Raw genomic sequence first — 24,900 nt, 5'->3', positions numbered from 1 at the left:
GATCTTAACAGGAAATTGACGGCAGAAGCATCACGCGATGCCGCTGCCGCCAACATTCCTCCGAGCGCTAGAGCTCCTCGCCCTCGACCTCGCTCATGCCTTGCAGTTCCTCGACGTGCTGGGCCATGCGGCTGTACTCGTCGTCGAAGTCGTCGAGGCCCAGGGCGTCCTGGTCGGAGACTTCGGGATACTGGCCTTCCTCGGTCTCGAGGTTCCGGTAGAGCTGCATGCCGGTGCCGGCGGGAATGAGCCGGCCCAGGATGACGTTCTCCTTCAGGCCGCGGAGGTAGTCCACGCGGCCCTCGAGGGCGGCCTCGGTGAGGACGCGGGTGGTTTCCTGGAAGGAGGCGGCGGAGATGAAGGACTCGCTGGTGAGGGCGGCCTTCGTGATGCCGAGGAGCTGGGGCTCGCAGGTGGCGGGGGCGCCGCCGTCCTTGAGGGCCTGTTCGTTGATCTCCTTGAACCGGTGCTTGTCCACCTTCTCATCGACGATCAGCGGGGTGTCGCCCACGTCGGTGATCTGCACCCAGCGCATCATCTGGCGGATGATGGTCTCGATGTGCTTGTCGTTGATGGTCACGCCCTGGGCCCGGTAGACCTCCTGGACCTCGTTGAGCAGGAAGGCCTGGAGGGCCTTGTCGCCCTGGATCTCCAGGATGTCGTGGGGGCTGACGGCACCTTCGGTGAGCTTTTCGCCCGCCGTGATCTCGTCGCCGTCCTGCACCTGGATGTGCTTGCCGCGGGGGATCAGGTACTCCTCGCGGTCCCCGGCCTCGTTCTCGACGATCACCTTCTGGTTGCCGCGGACGCGGTTCCCGTACTTCACGATGCCGGTGATCTTGCTGATGATGGCCGGGTCCTTGGGCTTGCGGCCCTCGAAGAGCTCGGTGACGCGGGGCAGACCGCCGGTGATGTCGGAGGTCTTGGCCTGCTGCCGGGGGGTCTTGGCCAGCACGTCGCCGGGCTGGACTTCCTGGCCATCCTCCACTTCGACGTAGGCGCCGGTGGGGATGTTGTAGCGCTGCATGACCTTGTGGTTGTCCCCCTTGATGTTGATGTGGGGGTGCAGCTTGTCGTCGGTGGGATCGATGACGCGCTTGCGGAAGCGGCCGGTGATCTGGTCCTTCTCTTCCTGGTAGCTGGCGTTCAGCTCGAATTCCTTGAAGTCGACGATGCCGGCCTTCTCGGAGATCAGGTAGTCGTTGTAGGGATCCCACTCGGCCAGGACGGTCTTGGGCTCGACCTCCTCGCCGTCCCGAACGCGGATGATGGCGCCGGGGGCGACCTTGTAGCGCTCGCGCTCGTTGCCGCTGGCATCCACCACGAGGATGTTGCCGGAACGGCTGATGGCGATGAGTTCGGTGGTCTCGGTCCCGGGCTTCTCGACGTAGCGGATGCCGTCCAGCTTCACGACGCCCTTGATCTGGGCCTCGTGGGTGGACTTCTCGGAGGTCCGGCTCGCGGCGCCGCCCACGTGGAAGGTCCGCATGGTCAGCTGGGTGCCGGGTTCACCGATGGACTGGGCGGCGATGACGCCCACGGCCTCGCCCATGTCGACCAGGCGGCCGGTGGAGAGGTTCAGGCCGTAGCAGCGGGCGCAGACGCCGCGCCGGGCCTCGCAGGTGAGCACCGAGCGGATCTTCACGGACGTGATGCCGGAGGTCTCGATGTGGAAGGCCAGCTCCTCGGTGAGGAGGGTGCCGGCGGGGACGATGACGGCCTTGGAATAGGGATCCAGGACGTCGTCCAACACCACGCGGCCCATGATGCGGTCGCGGAGGCGGGAACGGATGGTCCCGTCGCTGTTGACGATGGCCTTGACGACGATGCCGTCGAGGGTGCCGCAGTCGTCCTCGTTGATGATCACGTCCTGGGCCACGTCCACCAGCTTGCGGGTGAGGTAGCCGGAGTCGGCGGTCTTGAGGGCGGTGTCGGCGAGGCCCTTGCGGGCGCCGTGGGTCGAGGTGAAGTACTGCAGCACGCTCAGCCCCTCCTTGAAGTTGGAGGTGATGGGCGTCTCGATGATGTCGCCGGAGGGCTTGGCCATCAGGCCGCGCATGCCGGCCACCTGGCGGATCTGGGTCTTGGAACCGCGGGCGCCGGAATCGGCCATGATGTAGATCGAGTTGAGGTACTTGCCGGTCTCGTTCCGCTTCTCCAGCTCCTTCATCATGTCGGAGGCCACCTGCTCGGAGGTGCGGCCCCAGACTTCCAGGATCCGGTTGTAGCGGGTGGCGGCGTCCAGCTTGCCCTCGTGGTAGTACTCGTGCTCGATCCCGCGGACCTCGTCGCTGGCGGCCTTCAGGAGGGCGCTCTTGGTGTCGGGGACGACGATGTCGTCGATGCCCACCGAGACGCCGGCCTTCATGGCCCAGAGGAAGCCGATGTCCTTCATGGCGTCCAGCAGCTTGATGGTGAGCTCGGGCCCGTTGATCTTGTAGGCGCGGTTCACCAGGCTCAGGAGGCCCTCCTTCTTCAGGAGGCCGTTGATGTAGGGCAGGCCCTGCGGCATGGCGCGGTTGAAGATCACGCGCCCGACCGTGGTGGTGATGAGCTCGCGCTTCACCTCATGGCTGGGGCACTCGAAGACCTCCTGCTCGGAGTGCTTCTTGGGATCCTTCTTGTGCCAGGCCTCGGTGTCCACCATCTCGCCCTCGTAGCGGAGCTGGATGATGGCGTGGGTGTCGACAACCTTGGCCTCGTGGGCCGCGACGACCTCGTTCATGGTCGCGAAGACCATGCCCTGGCCCTTGCGGTCCTTGCGCTTCTTGGTGAGGTAGTAGCCGCCGAGCACGATGTCCTGGGAGGGCACCACGTTGGGACGGCCGTTGGCGGGGTTGAGGATGTTCTGGGTGGACATCATCAGCACCCGGGCCTCGATCTGGGCCATGGGGCTCAGGGGGACGTGCACGGCCATCTGGTCGCCGTCGAAGTCGGCGTTGAAGGCGGTGCAGACGAGGGGGTGCAGGCGGATGGCCTTGCCTTCCACCAGGACGGGCTGGAAGGCCTGGATGCCGAGGCGGTGGAGGGTCGGGGCGCGGTTGAGCATGACGGGGTGGTTCTGGATCACCTCGTCGAGGACGTCCCAGACTTCCGGAACGCCCTGCTCCACCATCTCCTTGGCCTGGCGGATGGTGGCCGCGTGGCCCTTGTGCTCCAGGCGGTTGAAGATGAAGGGCTTGAAGAGCTCGAGGGCCATCTTCTTGGGCAGGCCGCACTGGTGCAGCTTGAGGTCGGGACCCACGACGATGACGGAACGGCCGGAGTAGTCGACGCGCTTGCCGAGCAGGTTCTGGCGGAACCGGCCCTGCTTGCCCTTGAGGGCGTCGCTGAGGGACTTCAGGGGGCGGTTGGAGACGCCGCGCAGGAGGCGCCCGCGCTTGCCGTTCTCGAAGAGGGCGTCCACGGCCTCCTGGAGCATGCGCTTCTCGTTGCGCACGATGACTTCGGGGGCGCGCAGCTCGAGGAGCTTCTTCAGGCGGTTGTTCCGGTTGATGACGCGGCGGTAGAGGTCGTTCAGGTCGGAGGTGGCGAAACGGCCGCCGTCGAGGGGCACCAGGGGGCGCAGCTCGGGGGGCAGCACGGGGACCACGTCCAGGATCATCCACTCGGGCTTGTTGCCGCTGCGCTTGAAGGCCTCGGTGACCTTGAGGCGCTTGGCGATCTTCACGCGCTTCTGGCTGGAGGTCTCCTGCTTCATCAGGTGGCGGAGCTCGATGGCCAGGGCCTCGACGTCAACGTGCTTCAGGAGCTCCTTGATCGCCTCGGCGCCCATCTGGGCGCGGAAGCCCTCGCCGTACTCGGCCTTGTACTCCCGGTACTTGTCCTCGGCCAGGATCTCCTTGGCCTTCAGGGGAGTCGTGCCGGGATCGATGACCGCGTAGGCCTCGAAGTAGAGCACGCGCTCCAGGTCCTTGAGGGGGATGTCCAGGAGGTAGCCGATGCGGCTGGGGACGCCCTTGAAGAACCAGACGTGGCTCACGGGCGAGGCCAGGGCGATGTGGCCCATGCGCTCGCGGCGGACAGCCTTCTTGGTGACTTCGACGCCGCACTTGTCGCAGATGACGCCTTTGAACTTCTGGCGCTTGTACTTGCCGCACAGGCATTCCCAGTCGTTCACGGGGCCGAAGATGCGCGCGCAGAAGAGGCCGTCGCGCTCGGGCTTGAGGGAGCGGTAGTTGATGGTCTCGGGCTTGGTGACCTCGCCGCGCGACCAGGAGCGGATCACGTCCGGCGAAGCCAGGGTGACCCGGATGCATTCATAGGCGTTGATGTTCTGCTGCTCGGGATACATATCAGACCTCTCTAGTTCGTGTCGGTTTCAGCAGGGATCGCGTGGGGCTAGCCTTCGATGGTGAAGGCCGGCTCCTCGACGTCCTGGAGAGGTTCGAGCTGCTCCCTGGTCAGCATCTCAACCTCGATGCAGAGCGCGTTGAGCTCCTTCTTCACGACGTTGAAGCTTTCGGGGAGGCCCGGATCCTTGATCGTCTCGCCCTTGATGATGGCCTGGTAGATCTGGGTGCGGCCATGCATGTCGTCGGACTTGTACGTCAGCAGCTCCTGGAGCACGTGGGCGGCGCCGTAGGCCTCGAGGGCCCACACTTCCATCTCGCCGAAGCGCTGGCCGCCGAACTGGGCCTTGCCGCCCAGGGGCTGCTGCGTGATCAGCGAGTAGGGTCCGATGCTCCGGGCGTGGATCTTGTTGTCCACGAGGTGGTGCAGCTTGAGCATGTAGACGCAGCCCACGTTCACGGGCTGCTCGTAGGGCTCGCCGGTCATGCCGTCGAAGAGGATGGTCTTGCCGGTGACGTCCGGACCGACCTTCCCGTTCTTCTCCCAGGCCTTGACCAGCCATTCCTTGATGTCCGTCTCGCGGGCGCCGTCGAAGACGGGGGTCGCGAAGTGGACGCCGAGGACCTTGCCGGCCCAGCCCAGGTGGCACTCGAGCACCTGGCCGATGTTCATGCGGGAGGGCACGCCCAGGGGATTGAGCACGATGTCCACCGGCTTGCCGTCGGGCAGGTAGGGCATGTCCTCCACGGGGAGGATGCGGCTGACCACGCCCTTGTTGCCGTGGCGGCCGGCCATCTTGTCGCCGACCTGCAGCTTGCGCTTCACGGCCACGTAGACCTTCACGGTCTTGAGGACGCCGGGCATGAGCTCGTCGCCCTTGACCAGGCGGTCGATGCGCTCGTTGAGGATGTCGCGGAGGACGTTGAGCTGGCTCTCGGTCTTGTCGAGGATGTCCAGGACCTGGGCCTCGAGCCGCTCCTTGCCGGCGGCGACGCTGACCTGCCGGAAGCGCCCGTAGGGGACGGCCTCGAGCATGTTCTGGGTGAGCTTCTTGCCCTTGGGCAGCAGCTCCTTGCCCTTGTCGTCGGCCAGGGGCTCGGCGAGCTCCTTGTTCTTCAGGAGGGCGACGATCTTCTTCTTGGCCTCGGCGCGGATGATCCGCTCCTCGTCCTCGAGGTCGCGCTCCCACTTCTGGATCTGCTCGCGCTCGATCTGCTGGGTGCGGAGGTCCTTCTCCTGGCCCTTGCGGGTGAAGACCTTGACGTCGACGACCGTGCCCTCGATGCCGGGGCCGACCGTGAGGCTGGCGTCCTTCACGTCGGAGGCCTTCTCGCCGAAGATGGCGCGGAGGAGCTTCTCCTCGGGGCTGAGGATGGTCTCGCCCTTCGGGGTGACCTTGCCCACCAGGATGTCGCCGTGGCGGACGGTGGCGCCGATGCGGATGATGCCGGACTCGTCGAGGTTCTTGAGCATCTCCTCGCGGACCTGGGGGATGTCGCGGGTGATCTCTTCGGGACCGAGCTTGGTGTCGCGGGCGTGGACCTCGAACTCCTCGATGTGGATCGTGGTGTAGAGGTCCTCCTTGACGATGCGCTCGCTGATGAGGATGGCGTCCTCGAAGTTGTAGCCGCGCCAGGGCATGTAGGCGACCACGAGGTTCCGGCCCAGGGCCAGTTCGCCGTGCTCGCAGCAGGGACCGTCGGCCAGGATCTGGCCCGCGGCCACGTACTCGCCCTTCTTGACCAGGGGCACCTGGTTGAGGCAGGTGTTCTGGTTGGAACGGGCGTACTTGATCAGGGTGTAGATGTCGACGCCGCTCTCCACGCCCTCGGTCTCGGGGTCGTCCTCGACCCGGACGACGATGCGGTTGGCGTCCACCGTCTCCACGATGCCGGAGCGGCGGCAGAGGACGCAGGCGCCGGAGTCGCGCGCGGCGTAGTACTCCATGCCCGTGCCGACGAGGGGGGCCTCGGTGCGGATCAGGGGCACGGCCTGGCGCTGCATGTTCGCGCCCATGAGGGCCCGGTTGGCGTCATCGTTCTCGAGGAAGGGGATGAGGCTGGCGGCCACGGACACCAGCTGCTTGGGGCTGACGTCCATGAGGGTGACCTTGTCGCGCTCGACGGTCTTGGTTTCGTCGCCCACACGGGCCACCACGAACTCGTCCAGGATGTGGCCTTCCTTGTCCACGGCCACGTTGGCCTGGGCGATGACCTGGTCATCCTCCTCCCAGGCGGACAGGTACCAGGCGTGCATCTCGTACTTGGCGGGACGCTTGCCAGCCTTGTCCAGGGTGGCGTTCTCGGCCTCGAGTTCGTCCAGGCGAACGACCTGCATGTACCCGAACTTGGAATCGCCCACGCTGGTGACCTTGGCGTAGTGGATGATCCGGCCGTTGTCGACCTTCAGGTAGGGGCTCTCGATGAAGCCGAACTCGTTGATGCGGGCGTAGCAGGAGAGGCTGGAGATGAGGCCGATGTTCGGGCCTTCAGGCGTCTCGATGGGGCAGATGCGGCCGTAGTGGGAGGTGTGCACGTCGCGCACCTCGAAGCCGGCGCGGTCGCGGCTGAGGCCGCCGGGGCCCAGGGCGGAGAGGCGCCGCTTGTGGGTGATCTCCGACAGGGGGTTGGTCTGGTCCATGAACTGGGAGAGCTGGCTGGAGCCGAAGAACTCCTTCATGGCCGCGATGACCGGCTTGCTGTTGATGAGGTCGTGGGGCTGCAGGGGGCTGTTGGGGTCCTGCGCCATGGAGAACTTCTCCTTGATGGCGCGCTGCACGCGGACGAGGCCCACGCGGAAGCAGTTCTCCAGCAGCTCGCCGACGCTGCGGACGCGGCGGTTGCCCAGGTGGTCGATGTCGTCCTTGCGGACCGGCGCCTTCTCGTCCACGCGCTCGGAGCGGGTGGTGTCGTACTTCTTCAGGCGGAGCAGGTAGTGGACGGTGGCGACGAAGTCCTCGACGGAGAGGGTGCGGGCCTCCAGGTCCGTGTTCAGCCCCAGCTTGGCGTTCATCTTGTGCCGGCCGACCTTGGACAGGTCGTACTTCTGGGGGTCGAAGAACATGGAGTAGAGGAGCTTCTTGGAGGATTCCAGGGTGGCGGGTTCGCCGGGCCGGATCTTCTTGAAGAGCTCCTTCGCGGCCTCCTCGCTGTCCTCGGTGTGGTCCTTGGAGATGGTCTCGCTGAAGACCTTGCCGGTGTCGTCGTTCTCGGGGAAGCAGACGGTGAAGTCGGAGACGTTGTTCGCCAGGAACATCTCCAGGTGGGTCTGCACGAAGGCGTCGTTGGCCTCGAGCAGCACCTCGCCGGTGTTCATGTTGACCACGTCCTCGAGCAGGACGGCGCCGTCCAGGAGGCTGCGCTCGACGGCGACCTGGTCGATGCCCGCCTTGACGACCATGTCGAGGAGGCGGCGGCTGAAGATCTTGCCCTTGGGGACGATGGCTTCCTTGGTCTTGGGATCCTTGATGTCGTCCATCGCCTTCTGGCCCACGAGCATCTCGCTGGGCTTGAGGAAGACGGTGGCGCCCTTCAGCGTGAAGCGCTGGGGCGTGTAGAAGTGGGCCAGCATGGACTGGTTGTCGGCGAGCCGGTCATCGAAGAGGCCGAGGGCGCGCAGGAAGGTGGCGCCCAGGAACTTGCGCTTGCGGTCGATGCGGGCGTAGAGCAGGCCCTTGGTGTCCAGCTCGAACTCGATCCAGCTGCCGCGGTAGGGGATCACCTGGGCGCTGTAGAGGCTCTTGTCGCCGGTGATGGAGAAGAAGACGCCGGGGCTGCGGTGCAGCTGGCTGACGATCACGCGCTCCGTGCCGTTGATAACGAAGGTGCCGCGGTCGGTCATCGTCGGGAGGTCGCCGAAGTAGACCTCGGACTCCTGGCTCTGCTTGTAGCGGCGGTTGCCCTTCTCGTCCTTGTCGAACTGGTTGAGGCGCACCCGGATCTTCAGGGGAGAGGCCATGGTGGCGCCGCGCTCGACGCACTCCTCCATGCTCATCTTCTGGTGCAGGCCGACGGGCTCGCTGCACACGTCGCAGATCTTCGCCTGGTTCTTGTTGCGGGTGCCGCACTTGGGGCAGTCGACCGTGGGATCCTTCGGGTGGTCCGTCACGATGTGGTGGCCGCAGCTCTTGCACTCCGTGCGGAGGTGCTCGAGGCCCTCGTTCTTGCCGCACTTGCAGGCCCAGTGGCCGACCGTGTAGTCGACGAACTCGACCTCAAGGCTCGCGTCGCCGCCATCCAGGTTCTTGCCGTTGTGCACGGGGAACATGGACTCGAAGACGGCCTTGAGGCCGCGGCCCTCCCGCTCGACGTGGAGCAGGTTCATCTGCAGGAACTCGTCGTAGCTGCGCTTCTGGATGTCGATCAGGTTCGGAATGGGAACCAGGGAGCGGATTTTCGAGAACTGAACCCGCTGGCGGTAGATGTTCTGTTGAACGCTCATGGTTCACTCCGGAAGGCGCCCCGCCGGACCCTTGTGGGGCCTGCGGGAAAATCGTGGGGAGGTCGTACGGGGCTCACCGAAAGGACAACTGAAGACGCGACTGGGGCCAGACATCCATCGACGAGGATGGATGCTGACCCTGCGGATCGCGATGTGATGGCACACGGAACGAGGTGCAACCGGGGCCCTTTGTGGTGGCGAGGAGGAAATCCCCCGGACCGGGGTCCAGGGGCAAGGAATAAGCATACCACTTTTTCACAAACCACAAAGCGCAAGGTGTACAAGACACCTCGCGCTTTGGATTCGACGCGGTCGGTCGCTTTTTTACTTGATCGTGACCTTGGCGCCGGCGGCTTCGAGCTTTTCCTTGATCTTGGCGGCCTCTTCCTTGGAAGCGCCTTCCTTCACGATCTTGGGGGCGCCGTCGACCATGTCCTTGGCCTCCTTGAGGCCCAGGCCGGCGACGAGCTCGCGGACGGCCTTGATGACGTTGAGCTTGTTCGCGCCGGCCTCGGTGAGCTCGACGTTGAACTCGGTCTGCTCCTCGGCGGGGGCGGCGGCGGCGGCGGCGCCACCGGCGGCGGGGGCCGCGACGGCGGCGGCGGAGACGCCGAAGCGCTCCTCGAGGGCCTTGACCAGGTTGGCCAGCTCGAGGACGGTCATCGTTTCGATTTCCTGGATCAGCATGTCAGCGGTGAGAGCCATGAAGTTCTCCTCTCGTATGCGATTTCAAAGGTTGGGTTCGGGGGGGGATGAAGACCCGGCCTAGGCCGCGCCTTCCTTCTGCTTGCGGATGGCCTCCAGGGCGACTGCCAGCCCGGAGATGGGGTACTGCATGAGGTAGAGCAGCTTGCCGATGAGCACCTCGCGGGAGGGCAGCTCGGCGATCGCCTTGAATTCCGCTTCCGTGACGAGCTTGCCGTCGAGGATCGCGCCCTTCAGGTTGGCGGCCGGGTTGTCCTTGAGGAAGTTGCTGACGGCCTTGGCCAGGGCAACGACATCCCCTTCGGTGGTGGCGACGGCGGTGGCGCCCTTGAAGTGCTCGGAGAGCCCCTCGAACGCCGATTCCTTGACCGCGATCTTCAGCAGGGTGTTCTTGGACACCCGGTACTGGGCCTTGCTCTCGCGGATGGACTTGCGGAAGGCCGTGTCCTTGTCGACAGTGAGGCCCTTGAAGCCGAGGACGACGGCGGACTTGGCCGCGGTGAACGTCCCCTTGAGCTGGGCCACTTCGGTGCGTTTCTGTTCGCGTTCCATGGTCAGCTCCTCCTACTTTTCCGCGATCGGGGCGATGGAGACGCTGGGGCCCATGGTGGAGGCCATGTGGATGGCCTTCACGTACTTGCCCTTGGCCGCGGCCGGCTTGGCCTTGACCACGGCGTCGATGAGGGCCTTGGCATTCTCCTTCAGCTTCTCGACCCCGAACGAGATCTTGCCGACGCCGGCATGGATGATGCCGGTCTTGTCGACGCGGTACTCGACCTTGCCGGCCTTGATCTCCTTGATCGCCTTGGCGACCTCGAAGGTCACGGTGCCGGTCTTGGGGTTCGGCATCAGGCCACGGGGGCCCAGCACCTTGCCCAGACGGCCGACGCCCTTCATCATGTCGGGCGTAGCGACGAGGGCATCGAACTCGAGGAACCCGCCGGCGATGCGCTCGACGAGATCATCCCCGCCCACGATGTCCGCACCGGCGGCTTCCGCATCCTTGATCTTCTCGCCCGCGGCGATGACGGCCACCCGCATGGTCTTGCCCGTCCCGTGGGGGAGGACAATCGTGCCGCGAACCATCTGGTCCGCGTGGCGGGGGTCGACGCCGAGCCTCATGTGCACTTCGACGGTCTCGTCGAACTTGGCGAACGCCAGGTTCTCGATCACGGCGATGGCTTCGGAGAGCTCATAGGGGCGATCTTCGATCTTGGAGGCGGCAGCCTGGTACTTCTTTCCAGGTTTTGCCATGTTAACTCCTGCTTTGAAGATCTTCCGCGATGACGGTCGCGGTTACCGGGATTCCCGCACGATGCGGGTTTCCGTCGTGAAAGGGTGCTACTTGACGACCTCGACGCCCATGGACCGGGCGGAGCCGGCGATGGAGCGCATGGCGGCCTCGAGGCTGCCGGCGTTGAGGTCGGGCATCTTGACCTTGGCGATCTCTTCCAGCTGGGCCTGGGTGATCTTGCCCACCTTGGTCTTGTTGGGGACCGCGCTGCCCTTGTCGAGGCCGAGCTTCTTCTTGATCAGCACGGCCGCGGGGGGGGTCTTGAGGATGAAGCTGAAGCTGCGGTCGCCGTAGACGGTGATGACGACGGGCAGGATCGTGCCCTTCTCCACCTGGGTCACGGACTTCGCGTTGAACTGCTTCACGAACTCCATGATGTTGACGCCGTGCTGGCCGAGGGCGGGGCCCACGGGGGGAGCCGGCGTGGCCTCCCCGGCGGGAAGCTGCAGCTTGATGTAACCGGTGATCTTCTTGGCCATTCTGTTCTCCCGCGACGGATTCCGGCAGATGCCGGCGACTGTCGCCTTGAAGGGTGGAGCGCGGGGCTAGCGCTTCTCCACCTGGATGAAATCGAGCTCCACGGGGGTGCTTCGACCGAACACCGTCACCATCACCTTGATGGTGGAGCGTTCCTCGTGGATCTCCTCCACGTCCCCTTCGAAGTTGGCGAAGGGGCCATCAATGATACGGACCTTTTCGCCCTTTTCAAAGTGGTATTTCGGCTTGGGCTTCTCCTGGGTCTCCTCGGTGTGGTTCATGATCTGCCGGACTTCGTCGTCCGTCAGGGGCGTGGGGCGCTTCTTGTTGGCGCCCACGAAGGAGGTGACCTTGGGGGTGTTGCGGACGAGGTGCCAGTCGGCATCCTCCATCTCGTAGTTCGCGCCCTTCTTGGTGACGGCGATCTGGACGAGGAGGTAGCCCGGGAAGGACTTGCGCTTCTTGAGGACGCGCTCCTTCCGGCCGGACTTGGCGTCGACCTTCATTTCCTCGTACGTCTCCTCGGGGATCTGGATGTCCCCGAAGTGCTCGTCCCGCTCTTCCATCTTGATCCGCTGGCGGAGGCTCTCCATCACCTTGGCCTCGTAGCCCGAGTAGGTGTGGATGATGAACCAGGCCATCTTGTGCTCGGTCGTGGCGCTCGCCGGGGCCTCTCCCTGACTGCCCAGAAGTTCCGTCATGGGTGCCTCCCGACTAGTGTTGGGGGAGGATGAAGGTCATCCCCCAGGAGATCGCCTTGTCCGCCGCCCAAAGGAACAGACCGACGAACGTCGACACAATGGCCACCGAGGTGGCCGCGCTGAGGACCTTCTGCTTGCCCGGCCAATCCACGCGCTTGAGCTCGCTGAGGAGCTCCTTGGCTTGATGCTTGATGGTTGAAATCAACGGGATCTCCCGGCTTTCAAAGGGCTTTGACTGAAAAGGCCCCAGCTTGGTGTCGCTGGGGCCGGGCAGAATTGGCAGGGGAGACAGGGTTCGAACCCGCGACCTGCGGATTTGGAGTCCGCTGCTCTACCAGCTGAGCTACTCCCCTATGGGCTTTGCAAGGAATTCGGCGGATTCCGCCGGGGACCCCGCCCGATGGGCGGGGTCCCCTGAGGATCACCTACTTGCCTTCCCGGTGGAGCTTGTGGCCCCCGCAGGCCCGGCAATGCTTCTTGAACTCGAGCTTGCCCGTGGTGGTGCGCTTGTTCTTGGTGGTCGTGTAGTTCTTGCGCTTGCACTCGGTGCAGAGCAGGTAAACGATGTCGCGCATGGCGCGCTCCTTTAGGCGATGACTTCGTCCACCCTGCCGGAGCCGACAGTGCGGCCGCCTTCACGGATGGCGAACTTGAGGCCCTTCTCCATGGCGATGGGGACGATCAGCTCAACGGTCAGGGTGACGTTGTCACCGGGCATGACCATTTCGCGGCCGGCTTCCAGCTCGATGGAACCAGTCACGTCCGTGGTGCGGAAGTAGAACTGGGGGCGGTACTTGTTGAAGAAGGGGGTGTGGCGGCCGCCCTCGTCCTTGCCCAGGACGTAAACGGCGGCGGTGAACTTGGTGTGGGGGGTGATGCTGCCGGGCTTGGCGAGCACCATGCCGCGCTCCACGTCCTTGCGCTCGACACCGCGGAGGAGGACGCCCGCGTTGTCACCGGCCTGGCCCTGGTCCAGGGACTTCTTGAACATCTCGATGCCGGTCACGACCTTCTTGACGGTCTCGCGCAGGCCGATGATCTCGACTTCGTCGCCGACCTTGACGATGCCGGCCTCGACGCGGCCGGTCACCACGGTGCCGCGGCCGGTGATCGTGAACACGTCCTCGACGGGCATGATGAAGGGCTTGTCGACGGGGCGGGCGGGATCGGGAATGTAGCTGTCCACGGCCTCCATGAGCTCGTAGATGCACTTGCACTCAGGAGCGCCGGGGTTGGTGGCGTTGTCCATGGCCAGCTTCGCCGAGCCGCGGATGATGGGAATGTCGTCGCCGGGGAAGCCGTAGGAGGAGAGCAGCTCGCGCAGCTCCATCTCCACCAGGTCGGTCAGCTCGGGATCCGCGATGTCGATCTTGTTCATGAAGACGACGATGTAGGGCACGCCCACCTGGCGGGCCAGGAGGATGTGCTCGCGGGTCTGGGGCATCGGGCCGTCGGTGGCCGCGACGACGAGGATGGCGCCGTCCATCTGGGCCGCGCCGGTGATCATGTTCTTGATGTAGTCGGCGTGGCCGGGGCAGTCCACGTGGGCGTAGTGCCGACGGGGGGTCTGGTACTCGACGTGGGCGGTGTTGATCGTGATCCCACGGGCCTTCTCTTCAGGAGCGGAGTCGATCTGCTCGTAGGACTTCGCCTGCCCGCCCTGGGTGACGGAGAGCAGGGTGGCAATGGCGGCCGTCAGGGTCGTCTTGCCGTGGTCCACGTGACCGATGGTGCCGATGTTGACGTGAGGCTTAGAGCGATCGAATTTCTCTTTGGCCACAGGTGCCTCCTGGAGGTGGTAGGGGATGGGGATGTTGAACCGTTGGATGGATGCGCGGCAGAAAAGTGGAGCCCACAGGCGGGATTGAACCGCCGACCTCGTCCTTACCAAGGACGCGCTCTGCCACTGAGCTATGTGGGCCTGAACTTTTCTGGAGCGGGAAACGGGGTTCGAACCCGCGACATTCAGCTTGGAAGGCTGACGCTCTACCAACTGAGCTATTCCCGCAATCAACCAGTCTTCCGCGAAAGAACTGGTGCCTAGAGAAGGATTCGAACCTCCGTAGGGCGGAGCCCGGCAGATTTACAGTCTGCTGCCATTAACCACTCGGCCATCTAGGCGTTTGTCAAACAACCCCATCGGTGCTCTGTAAGGCAAAGCTTTCCTGACAGGGAACATCCAAGGTAACACGCCCCTCCGGGGGGCACAAGGGAAAAGATTCACGCTCCGCCCGACTTCCTGCGGGCAAGCACCCGGAACAGCATGACGGCCGCCGCGGCGGACACGTTGAGGCTCTCGATGCCCCCCGGCATGGGGATCCGCAGCAGGCCGTCGCACCGCTCCCGGATCTTCTGGTGGAGGCCTTCGCCCTCGGAGCCCAGGACGAGGACCGTGGGGCGGTCGAAGGGCTCCTCCAGGTAGTCCCGGCTCCCTTCGCCGGCCGCCAGGCCGTACACCCAGGCCCCGGCCTCCTTGAGCTCGTCGAGGGCCCGGGAGAGGTTGACGACGCGCACGAGGGGCACGCGCCCCGCGGTGCCGGCGCTGGCGCGGACCACCGTCTCGTTGACCTGGGCGCTGCGGCGCTCGGGGAAGATGATCCCGTCCGCGCCGGCGCCCGCGGCGGAGCGGAGGATGGCGCCGAAGTTGTGGGGATCCGTCACGCCGTCCAGGGCCAGGACGAGGGCGCCGGGGCCCTTCGCGCGGATGCGCTCCGCCAGTTCATCCATGCCCGAGAGGGCGAGGTCGGCGCCCTCGCCCAGGACGCCCTGGTGACGCTGGCCCTGGGCCCGCCGGTCCAGGCTGTCCATGGGTTCGCGATGGACCACGACGCCCCGCTCCCGCGCGGCCGCGCGCAATCTGGCGCACCTTTCCCAGGCGGAGGGCGCGATCCGGAGGGTCTGGACCTCTCCGCGCTCCAGCGCCTCCTCGCAGGCGTGAGGACCCAGGAACTTCATGCTAGAAGCTCCTCCGGTAGCCGATGGACCACAGGTGGCCCATGCTCTCGACCCGGGTCTGGGTCCCGGTGGTCGCGTAGCCGGCCAGGTTCCAGGCGCCGTCGAGGCGCCGCACGTCCCGGTCCTGGCTCTGCCGGATCTGCCAGCCGACGCTGATCTCGCCGCCGAAGGCCTTGAGGCCGAGGCCCATGGAGAAGGCCGCGTTGCGGCTCCCGCCCAGGAGCGGCTCCACCGAGGGATCCTCCCGGAGGGAAGGGTCGGAGGAGAATCCGAGCCTGCCCGTGAGCCGCTTGGTGAGCGTCATCTCGCCGGCCAGGCTCAGGCCGAAGCCGCTGTGGTAGGTGCCGGGCATGCCGGAGCCGGTGGCGGTCCCGCTGGAGGTCGTGATCACCGGGTAGCCCGGGATGCGGGTGGAGCCGCCCTGCACGAAGCGGAGGTCCGCCTCCCAGGTGAAGATCTGGTTCACGCGCTGCCGAACGCCGAGGGTGAAGCGGCCCGGAAGGGTGATGTCGCCCGACCCGGGCGCGACGGTCGCCGCGGCCTGGACCCCGGGGGCCGCGGCGTTGGCGATGGCGTCGGCGGGACCGTAGCCCGTGACGGAGGTGACGGTGGCCTTCGAGCCGTCGATGCCCGCGGTGAGGCCGAGGGTGCCGCGGATCGGGCCCTGCCAGGCGCCGGCGAGGGTCCAGCGGGGATTGATGGCCCAGCGGAAGCCGGCTTCGAGGGACGGGAGGGTCTTCGCGCCGGACTGGGTGAGCCCGACCTCCAGGAGGCCCAGGGCCGGATTGGCGGTGGACATCGGGGCCTGGGGATCGGCGGTGACCGGCACCCGAACGGCGTTTGAGAAGGCGTACTGGACCCGGGCGGCCCCCACGGACAGCCCGAGGGAGAAGGCCGGGGTGACGGCGTAGCTGAACTGGAGCGAGGCCCGCCGGGCGGTGAGCTCCAGGCTCTGGCCCTCGAACCGGCCCGTGTAGTCCGACTCGAACCGCGCGTGCCGCATGAAGGGGTTGTCCACCTTCAGGCCCATGTAGAAGTGGTCCTTGATCTTCCAGGCCGCGCCGAAGGCCGGCAGGAAGCGGTTCCGGTCGGAGCTGAAGAGCACCTGGGAGTTGGACTGGAGGGTGGCCTGGGAGGACATGAGCTCCATGCCCGCCGCCACGTAGGCCGCGCCGTCCTCCCGGAGGGTCACCAGGAGCGCGGGGTTGATGGCCCCCGCCTCCAGGCTCTGGCCGAAGGCCACGCCGGCCCCGGCCCGGGCGATCCCGACCGGGTCGGAAGCCGGGGTCCAGAGGGTCTGGCCCGACAGGGGGGCCCCGAGGAAGGCCGCCAGGGCCAGCAGCCCGGACACGCCCATTCCCGTCTTCCTAGCACCGTACGCCATACCTCGATCTCCAATTGGATTGCCCACTGACCTTGTGGCGCGGGCGCCCGATAGGTTCAAAACCGGAACATCCAGCATGGCCTGGAATGCCTTCCGTCACCAAGCGGCGATTCGGCCCCCACGAGAAAGGCCCCGGAGGGCTCCGGGGCCTAACTCAATAACTGGCAACGCTTGACCTTCTAGACGTCGTAGTAGCGGGCCACCTCGTAGGGGGTGGGCCGGTTGTTCACTGCGTTGAAGTCGGCCATCAGGTGCTTGATCCAGTCCTGGATCTGGGCCTCGTCGAAGACCCCCCCGGCCAGGAGGAAGTCGTGGTCGTCCCGGAGGGCGTCGCAGGCCTCCTTGAGGCTGGCGGGCAGGGGCTTGATGGCCTTCCGCTGCTCGTCGGTCCAGCTGAAGATGTTGGCGTCGAAGGGGCCGAAACCGTTGGCGGTGGGGTCGATGCGGTTCAGGATCCCGTCGATGCCGGCCATGAGCTGGGCGGCGAGGGCCAGGTAGATGTTGCAGGTCGCGTCGGGGGGACGGAACTCGAACCGGGCCGTCTCGGGCTGGTCGGCGTACTTGGGCACGCGGATGGCGGCGCTCCGGTTCCCCAGGGAGAAGAACGCGTTGACCGGCGCCTCGAAGCCGGGGATGAGGCGGCGGTACGAGTTGGTGCTGGGGTTGGTGATGGCCAGGAGGGCCGGGCCGTGCTTCAGGATGCCGCCGATGTACCAGAGGGCCTCCTGGCTGAGGCAGCCGTAGCCCTTGGGATCGTAGAAGAGGTTCTTGCCGCCCTTCATGAGCATCTGGTGGAAGTGCATGCCGCTCCCGGCCTCGCCGAAGAGGGGCTTCGGCATGAAGGTCGCGCTCTGGCCGTTGCGCTGGGCCACGTTCTTGATCACGTACTTGATGATCTGGGTGGCGTCGCCGGCCTTGAGGATGTCGAAGAGCGGGGTCTCGATCTCGCACTGGCCCGGGCCGCCCACCTCGTGGTGGTGGTACTTGACCGGGACGCCCAGGTTCTCGAGCTCGATGCACATCTCGGCCCGGAGGTTGGCCAGGGCGTCCTTGGGCGGGATGGCGTGGTAGCCCCCGTGGAAGGGGATCAGGTGGCCGTGCCCGGCGGTGGGGGCGTTCCAGGCGCCTTCGACGCTGTCCAGCCGGTAGGCGGCGACGTTCACGTCGTTCTCGACCGAGACGTCGTTGAAGACGTAGAACTCGTACTCGGGGCCCCAGATGCTGCCGTCGGCGATGCCGGTGGCGCGCAGGTGCTCCTCGGCCCGGGCGACGATGTTGCGCGGATCGAAGGCGAAGGGCCGCTTGGTGTCGGCCTCGTAGGCGGAGCAGATGAAGCTGAGGGTGGGGAACTGGCAGAACGGGTCCACGAATCCGGACGCCAGGTCGGGGAGGAGGACCATGTCGCCCGACTTGACGGACTTGAGGCCCACGCTGGAGCCGTCGAAGCCGACGCCGTCCCGCATCATCTCCTCGGTGAACTGGGACGCCGGGATGGTGACGTGGTGCCAGTTGCCCCACATGTCGCTGAATTTCAGGTCGATCATCCGGTACTGATTTTCCCTGATGAAATTCCTTGCCTCATCGAAGGTCCTGAACACGGACGCCTCCCTGTAAATGATTGATTACCGAGCCGTTTGTAACAGTCGTTTCCGGGTGTAGGGGATCAGGCCGCCGGCGTCGATGATTGCCTGCCTGGCCTCTGGAAGCCTAACCGTTTCGAACGTCCTGCCGGTGGTGACGTTTGTCACTTTGCCGGCCTCGAAAGCCAGTTCGTGGCCTTCCTCCGCCTCGATGCCGGGGCACAGGACGACGTTGAGTCCGAGGTTGATGGCGTTCTGCAGGAAGATGCGGCTCATGCTGCGCGCGACGATGGTGAGGTCGTAGCCCTTCAGGGCGCTCGCGGCCTGCTCGCGGGAGGAGCCGCAGCCGAAGTTCTGGTCGGCCACGATGACCGAGCCCTTGGGGAAGGCCCCGGACTTGAGCTTCTCGTTGAGGTCGGTGCGGTTGGCGAAGCAGTACTGCGGCGTCTCGGTGGGGAGGACCGTCGCCATGTAGCGGCCAGGGTAGATGTCGTCGGTGGAGATGTCGGCTTCGAGGGTGATGATCACGTTGGGCATGGTGGCTCTCCTCAGGCCTTGCGGGGGTCGGTGATGACGCCGGTGATGGCCGACGCGGCCGCGACGGCCGGACTGCAGAGGTAGACCTCGGATTTGGGGTTGCCCATGCGGCCCTTGAAGTTGCGGTTCGTGGTGGACAGGGCGACTTCGTCGTCGCCCAGCGCGCCTTCGTGGACGCCGAGGCAGGGCCCGCAGCCCGAATTCATCACGACCGCGCCGGCCCGCATGAACTCGTGGATGTACCCGCGGTCCAGGGCCTGCCCGAAGATCCGGCCCGAGGCGGGGAAGACCAGCATGCGGGTGCCTTCGGCCACCTTGTGGCCCTTCAGGATCCCGGCGGCGACGGCCAGGTCGTCGAGGCGGCCGTTGGTGCAGCTGCCGATGACGATCTGGTGGATGCGCTTGCCGGCGACCTGGTCGATGGGCTTCACGTTGTCCACGGTGTGGGGGCAGGCGATCTGGGGCGACAGGGCGGAGACGTCGATCTCCACCACGCGCTCGTAGACCGCGTCCGCGTCGGGGGTGACGGGGCTGATGGCGTCGGTCACGCCGGCCTCCTCCCGGAGGTAGCGCAGGGTCTCGGCGTCGGCGGGCACGATGCCGCTGGTGGCCCCGGCCTCCACGCTCATGTTGCAGACGGCGAGGCGCCCGGAGGTGCTCATCTTCCGGATGGTCTCCCCGTGGTATTCCAGGACGCGGAAGTTGGCGCCCTGGGCGGTGAGGACGCCGATCAGGTGGAGGATCAGGTCCTTGGGGCCCACCATGGGCGGGAATTCGCCGTTGACCACCACCTTGATGGTGGGGGGCACTTCGATGTTCACCGCGTAGCCGAGGGTCCAGGCCGAGGCCATCTCGGTGGCGCCGACGCCGAAGGAGAAGGCGCCGAGGGCGCCGTGGCTGGTGGTGTGGCTGTCGGTTCCGACCACCACGAAGCCCGGCCGCACATAGCCGTACTCGGGCAGGACCTGGTGGCAGATGCCGCCCACGTCGCCGCGGATGTCATGGAACTTGGCGATGCCGTGCTTGGCCACGAAGCCGCGGATCTTCTTCTGGTTGGTGGCCGTCTTGGGGCTCTCGGCCGGCACGCGGTGATCGAAGATGATGGCGATCTTCGACGGATCCCAGGGCCGGACCTCGATGCCGGTGCCCTCGTGGATGGCCTCGAACTGGTTGATCACCAGCGCCGCGTTCTCGTGGGACATGGCCAGGTCGACCTTCGGCTCCAGCACGTCGCCGGCCTTGACCGCCTCGCGGCCGGCGGCCCGCGCGAGGATCTTCTCTACTACCGTCATTCCCATGGTGTCCTCCTGGAGGGTTCAGATCACGCCCTGGGCCTTGAGCTCGGCGCGCCGCGCCTCGTCAATCCCGAGCCTGCCGTAGATTTCCGCGTTGTGCTGGCCCAGGGTCGGGGGCGGCGCGGTGACGTCCCCTGAGCATCCGTCGAACAGCGCGGTGAGACCGAATACCTCGATCTCGCCCACGCCCTCGGCGCTGGTCTTCTGCAGGACGCCGCGGTGGCGGACCTGCTCCTGCTTAAGCGCGTCCCGCAGGGAGAGGATCTCTCCGCTGGGGACGTCGTTGGCGTTCAGGCGCTCCACCCACACGGCGGTGGCCTCGGTCTGGAGGCGCGCCTCGAGGAGGGGGGTGAGCTCCTTGCGGTTCCGCTTGCGGGTGTCGCGCTCCTGGAACCGGGGGTCGGTCTTGAGCTCGGGCACGCCCAGGACGTCGCAGACCGCTTCCCACTGCTCCTGCTTGTTGGCGGCGATGTTGATGAAGCCGTCCCCGGTCCGGAAGGTCCCGGACGGCGCGGCCGTGAAGTTGTCGTTGCCCATCACGACGGGGTCCTGGCCGCCGATGAGGAGGTTGGCGGCCACCCAGCCCATGAGGGGCATGATGGAATCGAGCAGCGCGATGTCGATGAACTGCCCCTGCCCCGTGCGCTCGCGATGGAACAACGCGGCCATCAGCGCGAAGGCGGCGTTGAGGCCGCCCACGGTGTCGCAGACCGGGAAGCCGGTGCGCAGGGGGTTCAGGCGCTCGTCGCCGTTCACCGCCATCTCGCCCGAGAGGCCCTGGATGATCTGGTCGTAGGCGGGCTTGAAGGCGTCGGGCCCGGTCTGGCCGAAGCCGGAGATCGCGCAGTAGATGAGGCGGGGGTTGATCTCCTTGAGGACCTCGTAGCCCAGGCCCAGGCGGTTCATGACCCCCGGCCGGAAATTCTCCACGAGGACGTCGGCGTCCTTCACCAGCCGCTTGAAGATCTCCTTGCCCTCGGCGCTCTTCGTGTTGAGGGTGACGGAGCGCTTGTTGGCGTTCTGGGCCAGGAAGCTCGTCCCCATGAGGGCCTTGTTGTAGGCCGGAACGATGCCCAGCTTGCGGGCCAGGTCGCCGTCCTTGGGATTCTCGACCTTGATCACGTCCGCGCCCAGGAGGGCGAGGTGGAGGGTCGCGAAAGGCCCGGAGAGGACATTGGTGAGGTCGAGGACCTTGATGCCCTCGAGCATGCGCTGCTTGGTCATGTCAGTACCCCAGCGGGCCCGCGCGGTGGACGCGGCCCGTCATGTCCCGGCCGAAGAAGGCCGCGACGTCCTTGGCGATGTCGATGAGCGCCGGCAGGTCCACGTCGGTGCGGAGGCCCACGCGGCGGAGCCCGTGGACCAGGTCCTCGGTGGCCACGTTGCCGGCCGCCACCTTGGTGAAGGGGCAGCCGCCGAGGCCCGCGAAGCTGGTCTCGAACGTGGTGACGCCCTGGCCCATGGCCGCATAGACGTTGGCCATGCCCAGGCCGTAGGTGTCATGGAAATGGGCCGTCGCCTGCACGGGCCCGAGGGCCAGGATGGCCCCGAAGAGGTCCTTGACCTGGTCGGGGTGGGCGTGGCCGGCGGTGTCCGCCAGGCTGATCGAGGTCAGGCCGGCGTCCAGGTAGGCCCTGACGATGTCCAGGACCCGGGTCCGGTCGATCCGGCCCTCGAAGCCGCAGCCGAACGCGCTCTGGACACTCACCTGGACCTTCTTCCCCGCCTCCTGGGCCGCGCGGCCCATGGCGAGGATCCGCTGCTGGGCTTCCAGGCTTCCCATGCCCGTGTTCTTGCGGGAGTGCGTGTCGGAGGCGGAGACGCCCATGCAGAAGAGCTCGACGCCGCAGGCCATGCCCCGCTCCAGGCCCTTCTCGTTGAGGACGAGGCCGGACAGGACGGCGCGGGGCCCGGGCGCCAGGGACAGGCGGCGGAACAGCTCGTCGGTGTCGGCCATCTGCGGGACCTTCTCGGGATGGACGAAGGAGCCGACCTGCACGATATCCAGGCCCGAAGCCAGGAGCGCCCGGATCCAGCGCTCCTTGACCTCGGTCGGGACCACCTGGCGCTCGACCTGGAGGCCGTCCCGCGGCCCCACCTCGTGGAGGACGATGCCGGCCATGGCTAGAGCTTCCGGGCGATGGCCTCGCCCATCTCCAGGGTGGTGGAGGAACCGCCCATGTCGTAGGTGCGAACCTTGCCCTCCGCGATGACGGCGGCGGTGGCGTCCTCGAGCCTGCGGCCCATGTCGGACTCGCCCAGCCAGTCCAGCATCATCTTGGCGGCCAGGATGGTGGCGATGGGGTTGACCTTGTACTGGCCCGCGTACTTGGGGGCCGAGCCGTGGCTGGGCTCGAACACGGCCAGCTTCTCGCCGATGTTGCCGGAGCAGCCGAAGCCGAGGCCGCCCACGAGCTGGGCGCTGAGGTCGCTGATGATGTCGCCGAAGAGGTTGGTGGCCACCATCACGCCGTAGCTCTTGGGGTTCTTGAGCAGCCACATGCAGATGGCGTCGACGTTCGCGTCATCCAGGGCGATGCCCGGGTAGTCCTTGGCGACCCGCTTCGCGGTCTCCAGGAACATGCCCTCGGTGGCCCGCACCACGTTGGCCTTGTGGATGGCCGTGACCTTGGGGTAGCCGAACTTCTTCGCGTACTCGAAGGCGGCGCGGATGATGCGCTCGCACCCCTTGCGGGTGTTGATCTTGCAGGTGATCGCGTAGTCCTCGGGCTTGTTGGCGGCGAAGTGGGCGAAGGGCTTGGAGGCGTTGGCCAGGGCGGTTGAGACGGCCTCGGGGACGGGGCTGAACTCGACGCCGGCGTAGAGGCCCTCGGTGTTCTCGCGGAACACGACGAGGTCGATGCCCTCCTTGAAGTTGAGGGGGTTGCCCGGGTAGGCCTTGCAGGGCCGCAGGCAGGTGTAGAGGTCGAACATCTGGCGCATGCGGACGATGGGGCTCCGGTAGACCAGGCCCTTGCCCTTGAGCTCGGGGACCAGCTCGGCCTCGGCGTCCTTGGCCGGCTTGGAGGTGATGGCGCCGAACATCGCGGCATCGGAGCTCTTCAGGAGGTCCACCGTGCGCTGGGGGAAGGACTCGCCTTCCTTGCACCAGAACTCCCAGCCGATGTCGCCGTGCGTGTAGACGGCATCGAACTTGAGGGCGTCGAGGCAGATCCGGGTGGCCTCCATCACTTCCACGCCCACGCCGTCTCCCGGCAGCCAAGCGATCTTGTAGCTCATGGTTCCTCCGAATTGTTGGGGGGGTCTTAGGGTGGATCGATGCTATCAAGACCACCGGGATCCGATTTGCGGGCCTTCTGTGATGTAAGTCCCATTTCTCCGCTTGAGCCTCGGGCCAGGGCCTCGGAACGCAAGTGCGATCGACTTAATTCCCTGTTGGCAGAACTTAGCCCTTCTGGCCCAACCAGCCCCCCCTTTCCAAAGGTGAAACAAGGTGCCGCCAATGTTTTACATATTGGCAAGAAATTTCGGACAGATCCTCCGTCCGGGTCAACTCACCCGTATCGGCATCCAGCAGGGGTCCATTCAAACTTGGTAGGAAGCCAATCTGTTGGCCAACCAGCACCAGCGCCTGGCGGCGTCCGGCTGAAGGCTCGACATCCGTCCATAGATCTGCGCCAGGGCCCGCGGGATCTCACCCAAACGTTCAGGATGGCGCCTGTCCAGGAGGCCGGCAAATGCCAAGAAGTCCTGGGCGTTGGCCAACCCGCCAAGGCGGGGGGCGGCGACCCGCTCCAGGAAGGAAGCAAGATCCGAGGCCGGATTCCACGAACTCGCGAAATCCCTCAATGCAAGGTAATTGAGTTCAGCCCCCGTTTCGAAGGGGGAGACTTCGCCAAACAGGCTCATCGCTTCGAACCCAGCCTCACCAGATCTTCGAGCGAATTCCGCCATCCAGTCGAGGGCAACCTCGCCCCTGAAAGCACCCCACCCCCAGTTCGTGCCGAAATGCACCCTCAGGATGTTCCGGAACCCATTGCCGGCGACGCTCCCATCGGCCGTCCAGACGTAGGCGGGATCTTCCAATCTCAGATAGTTGTCTCCAACCCACTGCAGGAATGCTCCGTCCGGAAAAGCCGCCAGGGCCTCCCCGGCCCATGGCGGCGTGCCATCGCCGAACCCCGGAACCACCCGTGGCCCCACGTAGGGTTGGGGATGGGAGTACGTTTCGCAGATGACGCATGCCCCAGGCGCCACAGCCCGGACGGCGTTGGCGGCGATGGGGTACATCAGGGCCATGTCCTCCCAGGAGAATTCGGACACCGGGTACTTCCGGCGCTGGGAACAGAGGTTGCACTGGCAAACGCCAGTATCCCCGGTCTCGATCTGGACCCCGGCCAGGGGCAGGGTCTGGAACAACCAAGTCAGCGAATCCACCACGAACTCCTGGTTGAGGCGCTGACTGGGGCACGCATGGTAGAACCCCCTGGGTCCCAGGCTGGAAGGAGCACCAAGGTCCGTCCGATTCCCGTTTCCATCGACCATGAAGTTGATCGTCCGCCCGTCAGGTCCGGTGGCATACAGTTCAGGGTGGGCCCTCAGGTGGTTTTCAAGGTTGTAGGGCGAGGCGCCTTCATAATAAACGCCACCATAGCAATTCAACCCAACCCCGCACAGCAACTTAACGCCCCGCTCAGCGGCCAACTCGCAAATGGCCCTGGCGGCTTCGACGCCCCCATGGCCATCTCTGAGCAATCCCCAGACCACCAGGCCATCGATCCCGTTTTCGCTGCACCACGTAATCAGCGATGAGTAATCACTGATGAAGGCATCTGTCGTCCTATCGTAACTGTTGCAGGATCCATAGGTATGCGCACCTGGACGGTTCAAACGCCATTCGGTGCTGTGGTCCCAGGTCCAAAGAAATCGTGAATTAATAATGCCTGACCCAAGCGGTGGAACCCCTGGGGCTGTCCGAGTCTCCCCCAGGACCCTGGCGCAACCTGGCCCCAGGACTCCCGCAACGCCGCACAATGCGGCCATCTTAAGAATGTCCCTGCGGTGCCATTTCTGCATGGTTGACAACTGGAAGACTTGGCCCGTACGCCGAACAGCCAGTCTCAATATTGTCTATTTATTATTTTTGTCCACCCTCAAACCGGACTCCACCGCGATGGGTGACCTCAGGGCGCTGCCAGGGGCGTGCTGGGCGTGGACGCGTCGAGGCACGCAAGCGAAACGAGGGTTCCAGACGGTCTGCGACCCATGCATGGAGGAA

The 24,900-nt window shown here is 65.8% G+C and carries 19 protein-coding genes and 4 tRNA genes; all 23 read right to left on the bottom strand.

Translation table 11 applies throughout. From position 1 onward, the window contains the following. Positions 1–67: 67 nt before the first annotated feature. A complete protein-coding gene (rpoC, locus tag R2J75_RS01240; RefSeq protein WP_243345995.1) occupies positions 68–4,294 on the bottom strand; it encodes a DNA-directed RNA polymerase subunit beta' in 4,227 nt (1,408 codons plus the stop codon). A 47-nt stretch (positions 4,295–4,341) separates the two neighbouring features. Continuing rightward, a complete protein-coding gene (gene rpoB, locus R2J75_RS01235; RefSeq protein ID WP_316410927.1) occupies positions 4,342–8,733 on the bottom strand; it encodes a DNA-directed RNA polymerase subunit beta in 4,392 nt (1,463 codons plus the stop codon). Positions 8,734–9,057: 324 nt separating this feature from the next. Then, positions 9,058–9,438: a 50S ribosomal protein L7/L12 gene (rplL, locus tag R2J75_RS01230; protein WP_243330176.1), complete on the bottom strand. Its 381-nt coding sequence runs from the start codon at positions 9,436–9,438 to the stop codon at positions 9,058–9,060. Between the two features lie 60 nt (positions 9,439–9,498). Then, positions 9,499–9,990, bottom strand: coding sequence for a 50S ribosomal protein L10 (gene rplJ / locus R2J75_RS01225; RefSeq protein ID WP_243330175.1), 492 nt, complete (start codon positions 9,988–9,990; stop codon positions 9,499–9,501). 12 nt (positions 9,991–10,002) lie between these two features. Then, a complete protein-coding gene (rplA, locus tag R2J75_RS01220) occupies positions 10,003–10,692 on the bottom strand; it encodes a 50S ribosomal protein L1 (protein ID WP_243330174.1) in 690 nt (229 codons plus the stop codon). 87 nt (positions 10,693–10,779) lie between these two features. Then, positions 10,780–11,211 (bottom strand): 50S ribosomal protein L11, encoded by a 432-nt coding sequence (gene rplK / locus R2J75_RS01215; RefSeq protein WP_243330173.1) that lies wholly within the window; start codon positions 11,209–11,211, stop codon positions 10,780–10,782. Positions 11,212–11,277: 66 nt separating this feature from the next. After that, complete coding sequence (gene nusG / locus R2J75_RS01210; protein ID WP_373432579.1) at positions 11,278–11,850, bottom strand: transcription termination/antitermination protein NusG; 573 nt, start codon at positions 11,848–11,850, stop codon at positions 11,278–11,280. 73 nt (positions 11,851–11,923) lie between these two features. Further along, the gene (secE, locus tag R2J75_RS01205) at positions 11,924–12,115 is read right to left on the bottom strand and encodes a preprotein translocase subunit SecE (RefSeq protein ID WP_243330171.1); all 192 of its coding nucleotides are present in this window, start codon (positions 12,113–12,115) and stop codon (positions 11,924–11,926) included. A gap of 72 nt (positions 12,116–12,187) precedes the next feature. Then, positions 12,188–12,263 (bottom strand) — tRNA-Trp (locus tag R2J75_RS01200). Positions 12,264–12,335: 72 nt separating this feature from the next. Then, entirely contained in the window at positions 12,336–12,485 is a 150-nt protein-coding gene (gene rpmG, locus R2J75_RS01195) for a 50S ribosomal protein L33 (protein WP_243330170.1), read from the bottom strand. Between the two features lie 11 nt (positions 12,486–12,496). After that, positions 12,497–13,690, bottom strand: a complete 1,194-nt coding sequence (gene tuf, locus R2J75_RS01190) for an elongation factor Tu (protein ID WP_243330169.1) — start codon at positions 13,688–13,690, stop codon at positions 12,497–12,499. Between the two features lie 66 nt (positions 13,691–13,756). Next, positions 13,757–13,831, bottom strand: a tRNA-Thr gene (locus R2J75_RS01185). A gap of 11 nt (positions 13,832–13,842) precedes the next feature. Further along, a tRNA-Gly gene (locus R2J75_RS01180) sits at positions 13,843–13,918 on the bottom strand. A gap of 26 nt (positions 13,919–13,944) precedes the next feature. Continuing rightward, positions 13,945–14,031 (bottom strand) — tRNA-Tyr (locus tag R2J75_RS01175). Positions 14,032–14,130: 99 nt separating this feature from the next. Beyond that, entirely contained in the window at positions 14,131–14,865 is a 735-nt protein-coding gene (gene rlmB / locus R2J75_RS01170) for a 23S rRNA (guanosine(2251)-2'-O)-methyltransferase RlmB (protein ID WP_316410926.1), read from the bottom strand. Between the two features lies 1 nt (position 14,866). Beyond that, positions 14,867–16,216 (bottom strand): OmpP1/FadL family transporter, encoded by a 1,350-nt coding sequence (locus R2J75_RS01165; RefSeq protein WP_243330167.1) that lies wholly within the window; start codon positions 16,214–16,216, stop codon positions 14,867–14,869. A gap of 212 nt (positions 16,217–16,428) precedes the next feature. Next, on the bottom strand, positions 16,429–17,847 hold the full coding sequence (glnA, locus tag R2J75_RS01160) for a type I glutamate--ammonia ligase (RefSeq protein ID WP_308220503.1): 1,419 nt from the start codon (positions 17,845–17,847) through the stop codon (positions 16,429–16,431). A gap of 24 nt (positions 17,848–17,871) precedes the next feature. After that, the gene (gene leuD, locus R2J75_RS01155) at positions 17,872–18,366 is read right to left on the bottom strand and encodes a 3-isopropylmalate dehydratase small subunit (protein ID WP_243330165.1); all 495 of its coding nucleotides are present in this window, start codon (positions 18,364–18,366) and stop codon (positions 17,872–17,874) included. A gap of 11 nt (positions 18,367–18,377) precedes the next feature. After that, a complete protein-coding gene (locus tag R2J75_RS01150) occupies positions 18,378–19,664 on the bottom strand; it encodes a 3-isopropylmalate dehydratase large subunit (protein ID WP_316410925.1) in 1,287 nt (428 codons plus the stop codon). Positions 19,665–19,682: 18 nt separating this feature from the next. After that, positions 19,683–20,885, bottom strand: coding sequence for a CaiB/BaiF CoA transferase family protein (locus tag R2J75_RS01145; protein ID WP_243330163.1), 1,203 nt, complete (start codon positions 20,883–20,885; stop codon positions 19,683–19,685). A 1-nt stretch (position 20,886) separates the two neighbouring features. Then, the gene (locus tag R2J75_RS01140) at positions 20,887–21,783 is read right to left on the bottom strand and encodes a hydroxymethylglutaryl-CoA lyase (protein WP_243345990.1); all 897 of its coding nucleotides are present in this window, start codon (positions 21,781–21,783) and stop codon (positions 20,887–20,889) included. A 2-nt stretch (positions 21,784–21,785) separates the two neighbouring features. Beyond that, entirely contained in the window at positions 21,786–22,901 is a 1,116-nt protein-coding gene (locus R2J75_RS01135) for an isocitrate/isopropylmalate dehydrogenase family protein (RefSeq protein ID WP_316410924.1), read from the bottom strand. Positions 22,902–23,207: 306 nt separating this feature from the next. Beyond that, positions 23,208–24,512 (bottom strand): hypothetical protein, encoded by a 1,305-nt coding sequence (locus R2J75_RS01130; protein WP_316410923.1) that lies wholly within the window; start codon positions 24,510–24,512, stop codon positions 23,208–23,210. Positions 24,513–24,900 lie beyond the last annotated feature (388 nt).

It is taken from the genome of Mesoterricola sediminis (assembly GCF_030295425.1).
GTDB classification, from domain to species: Bacteria; Acidobacteriota; Holophagae; order Holophagales; family Holophagaceae; genus Mesoterricola; species Mesoterricola sediminis.
Note: the sequence above shows the minus strand (reverse complement) of the source record. Positions and strands in the feature narration are given on the sequence as shown.

Excerpts from the sequence above, each read along its gene's own strand:
- rpoC (WP_243345995.1), bottom strand. The coding sequence starts at position 4,294 with ATGTATCCCGAGCAGCAGAACATCAACGCCTATGAATGCATCCGGGTC.
- rpoB (WP_316410927.1), bottom strand. The coding sequence starts at position 8,733 with ATGAGCGTTCAACAGAACATCTACCGCCAGCGGGTTCAGTTCTCGAAA.
- rplL (WP_243330176.1), bottom strand. The coding sequence starts at position 9,438 with ATGGCTCTCACCGCTGACATGCTGATCCAGGAAATCGAAACGATGACC.
- rplJ (WP_243330175.1), bottom strand. The coding sequence starts at position 9,990 with ATGGAACGCGAACAGAAACGCACCGAAGTGGCCCAGCTCAAGGGGACG.
- rplA (WP_243330174.1), bottom strand. The coding sequence starts at position 10,692 with ATGGCAAAACCTGGAAAGAAGTACCAGGCTGCCGCCTCCAAGATCGAA.
- rplK (WP_243330173.1), bottom strand. The coding sequence starts at position 11,211 with ATGGCCAAGAAGATCACCGGTTACATCAAGCTGCAGCTTCCCGCCGGG.
- nusG (WP_373432579.1), bottom strand. The coding sequence starts at position 11,850 with ATGGCCTGGTTCATCATCCACACCTACTCGGGCTACGAGGCCAAGGTG.
- rpmG (WP_243330170.1), bottom strand. The coding sequence starts at position 12,485 with ATGCGCGACATCGTTTACCTGCTCTGCACCGAGTGCAAGCGCAAGAAC.
- rlmB (WP_316410926.1), bottom strand. The coding sequence starts at position 14,865 with ATGAAGTTCCTGGGTCCTCACGCCTGCGAGGAGGCGCTGGAGCGCGGA.
- leuD (WP_243330165.1), bottom strand. The coding sequence starts at position 18,366 with ATGCCCAACGTGATCATCACCCTCGAAGCCGACATCTCCACCGACGAC.
- R2J75_RS01150 (WP_316410925.1), bottom strand. The coding sequence starts at position 19,664 with ATGGGAATGACGGTAGTAGAGAAGATCCTCGCGCGGGCCGCCGGCCGC.
- R2J75_RS01145 (WP_243330163.1), bottom strand. The coding sequence starts at position 20,885 with ATGACCAAGCAGCGCATGCTCGAGGGCATCAAGGTCCTCGACCTCACC.
- R2J75_RS01140 (WP_243345990.1), bottom strand. The coding sequence starts at position 21,783 with ATGGCCGGCATCGTCCTCCACGAGGTGGGGCCGCGGGACGGCCTCCAG.
- R2J75_RS01135 (WP_316410924.1), bottom strand. The coding sequence starts at position 22,901 with ATGAGCTACAAGATCGCTTGGCTGCCGGGAGACGGCGTGGGCGTGGAA.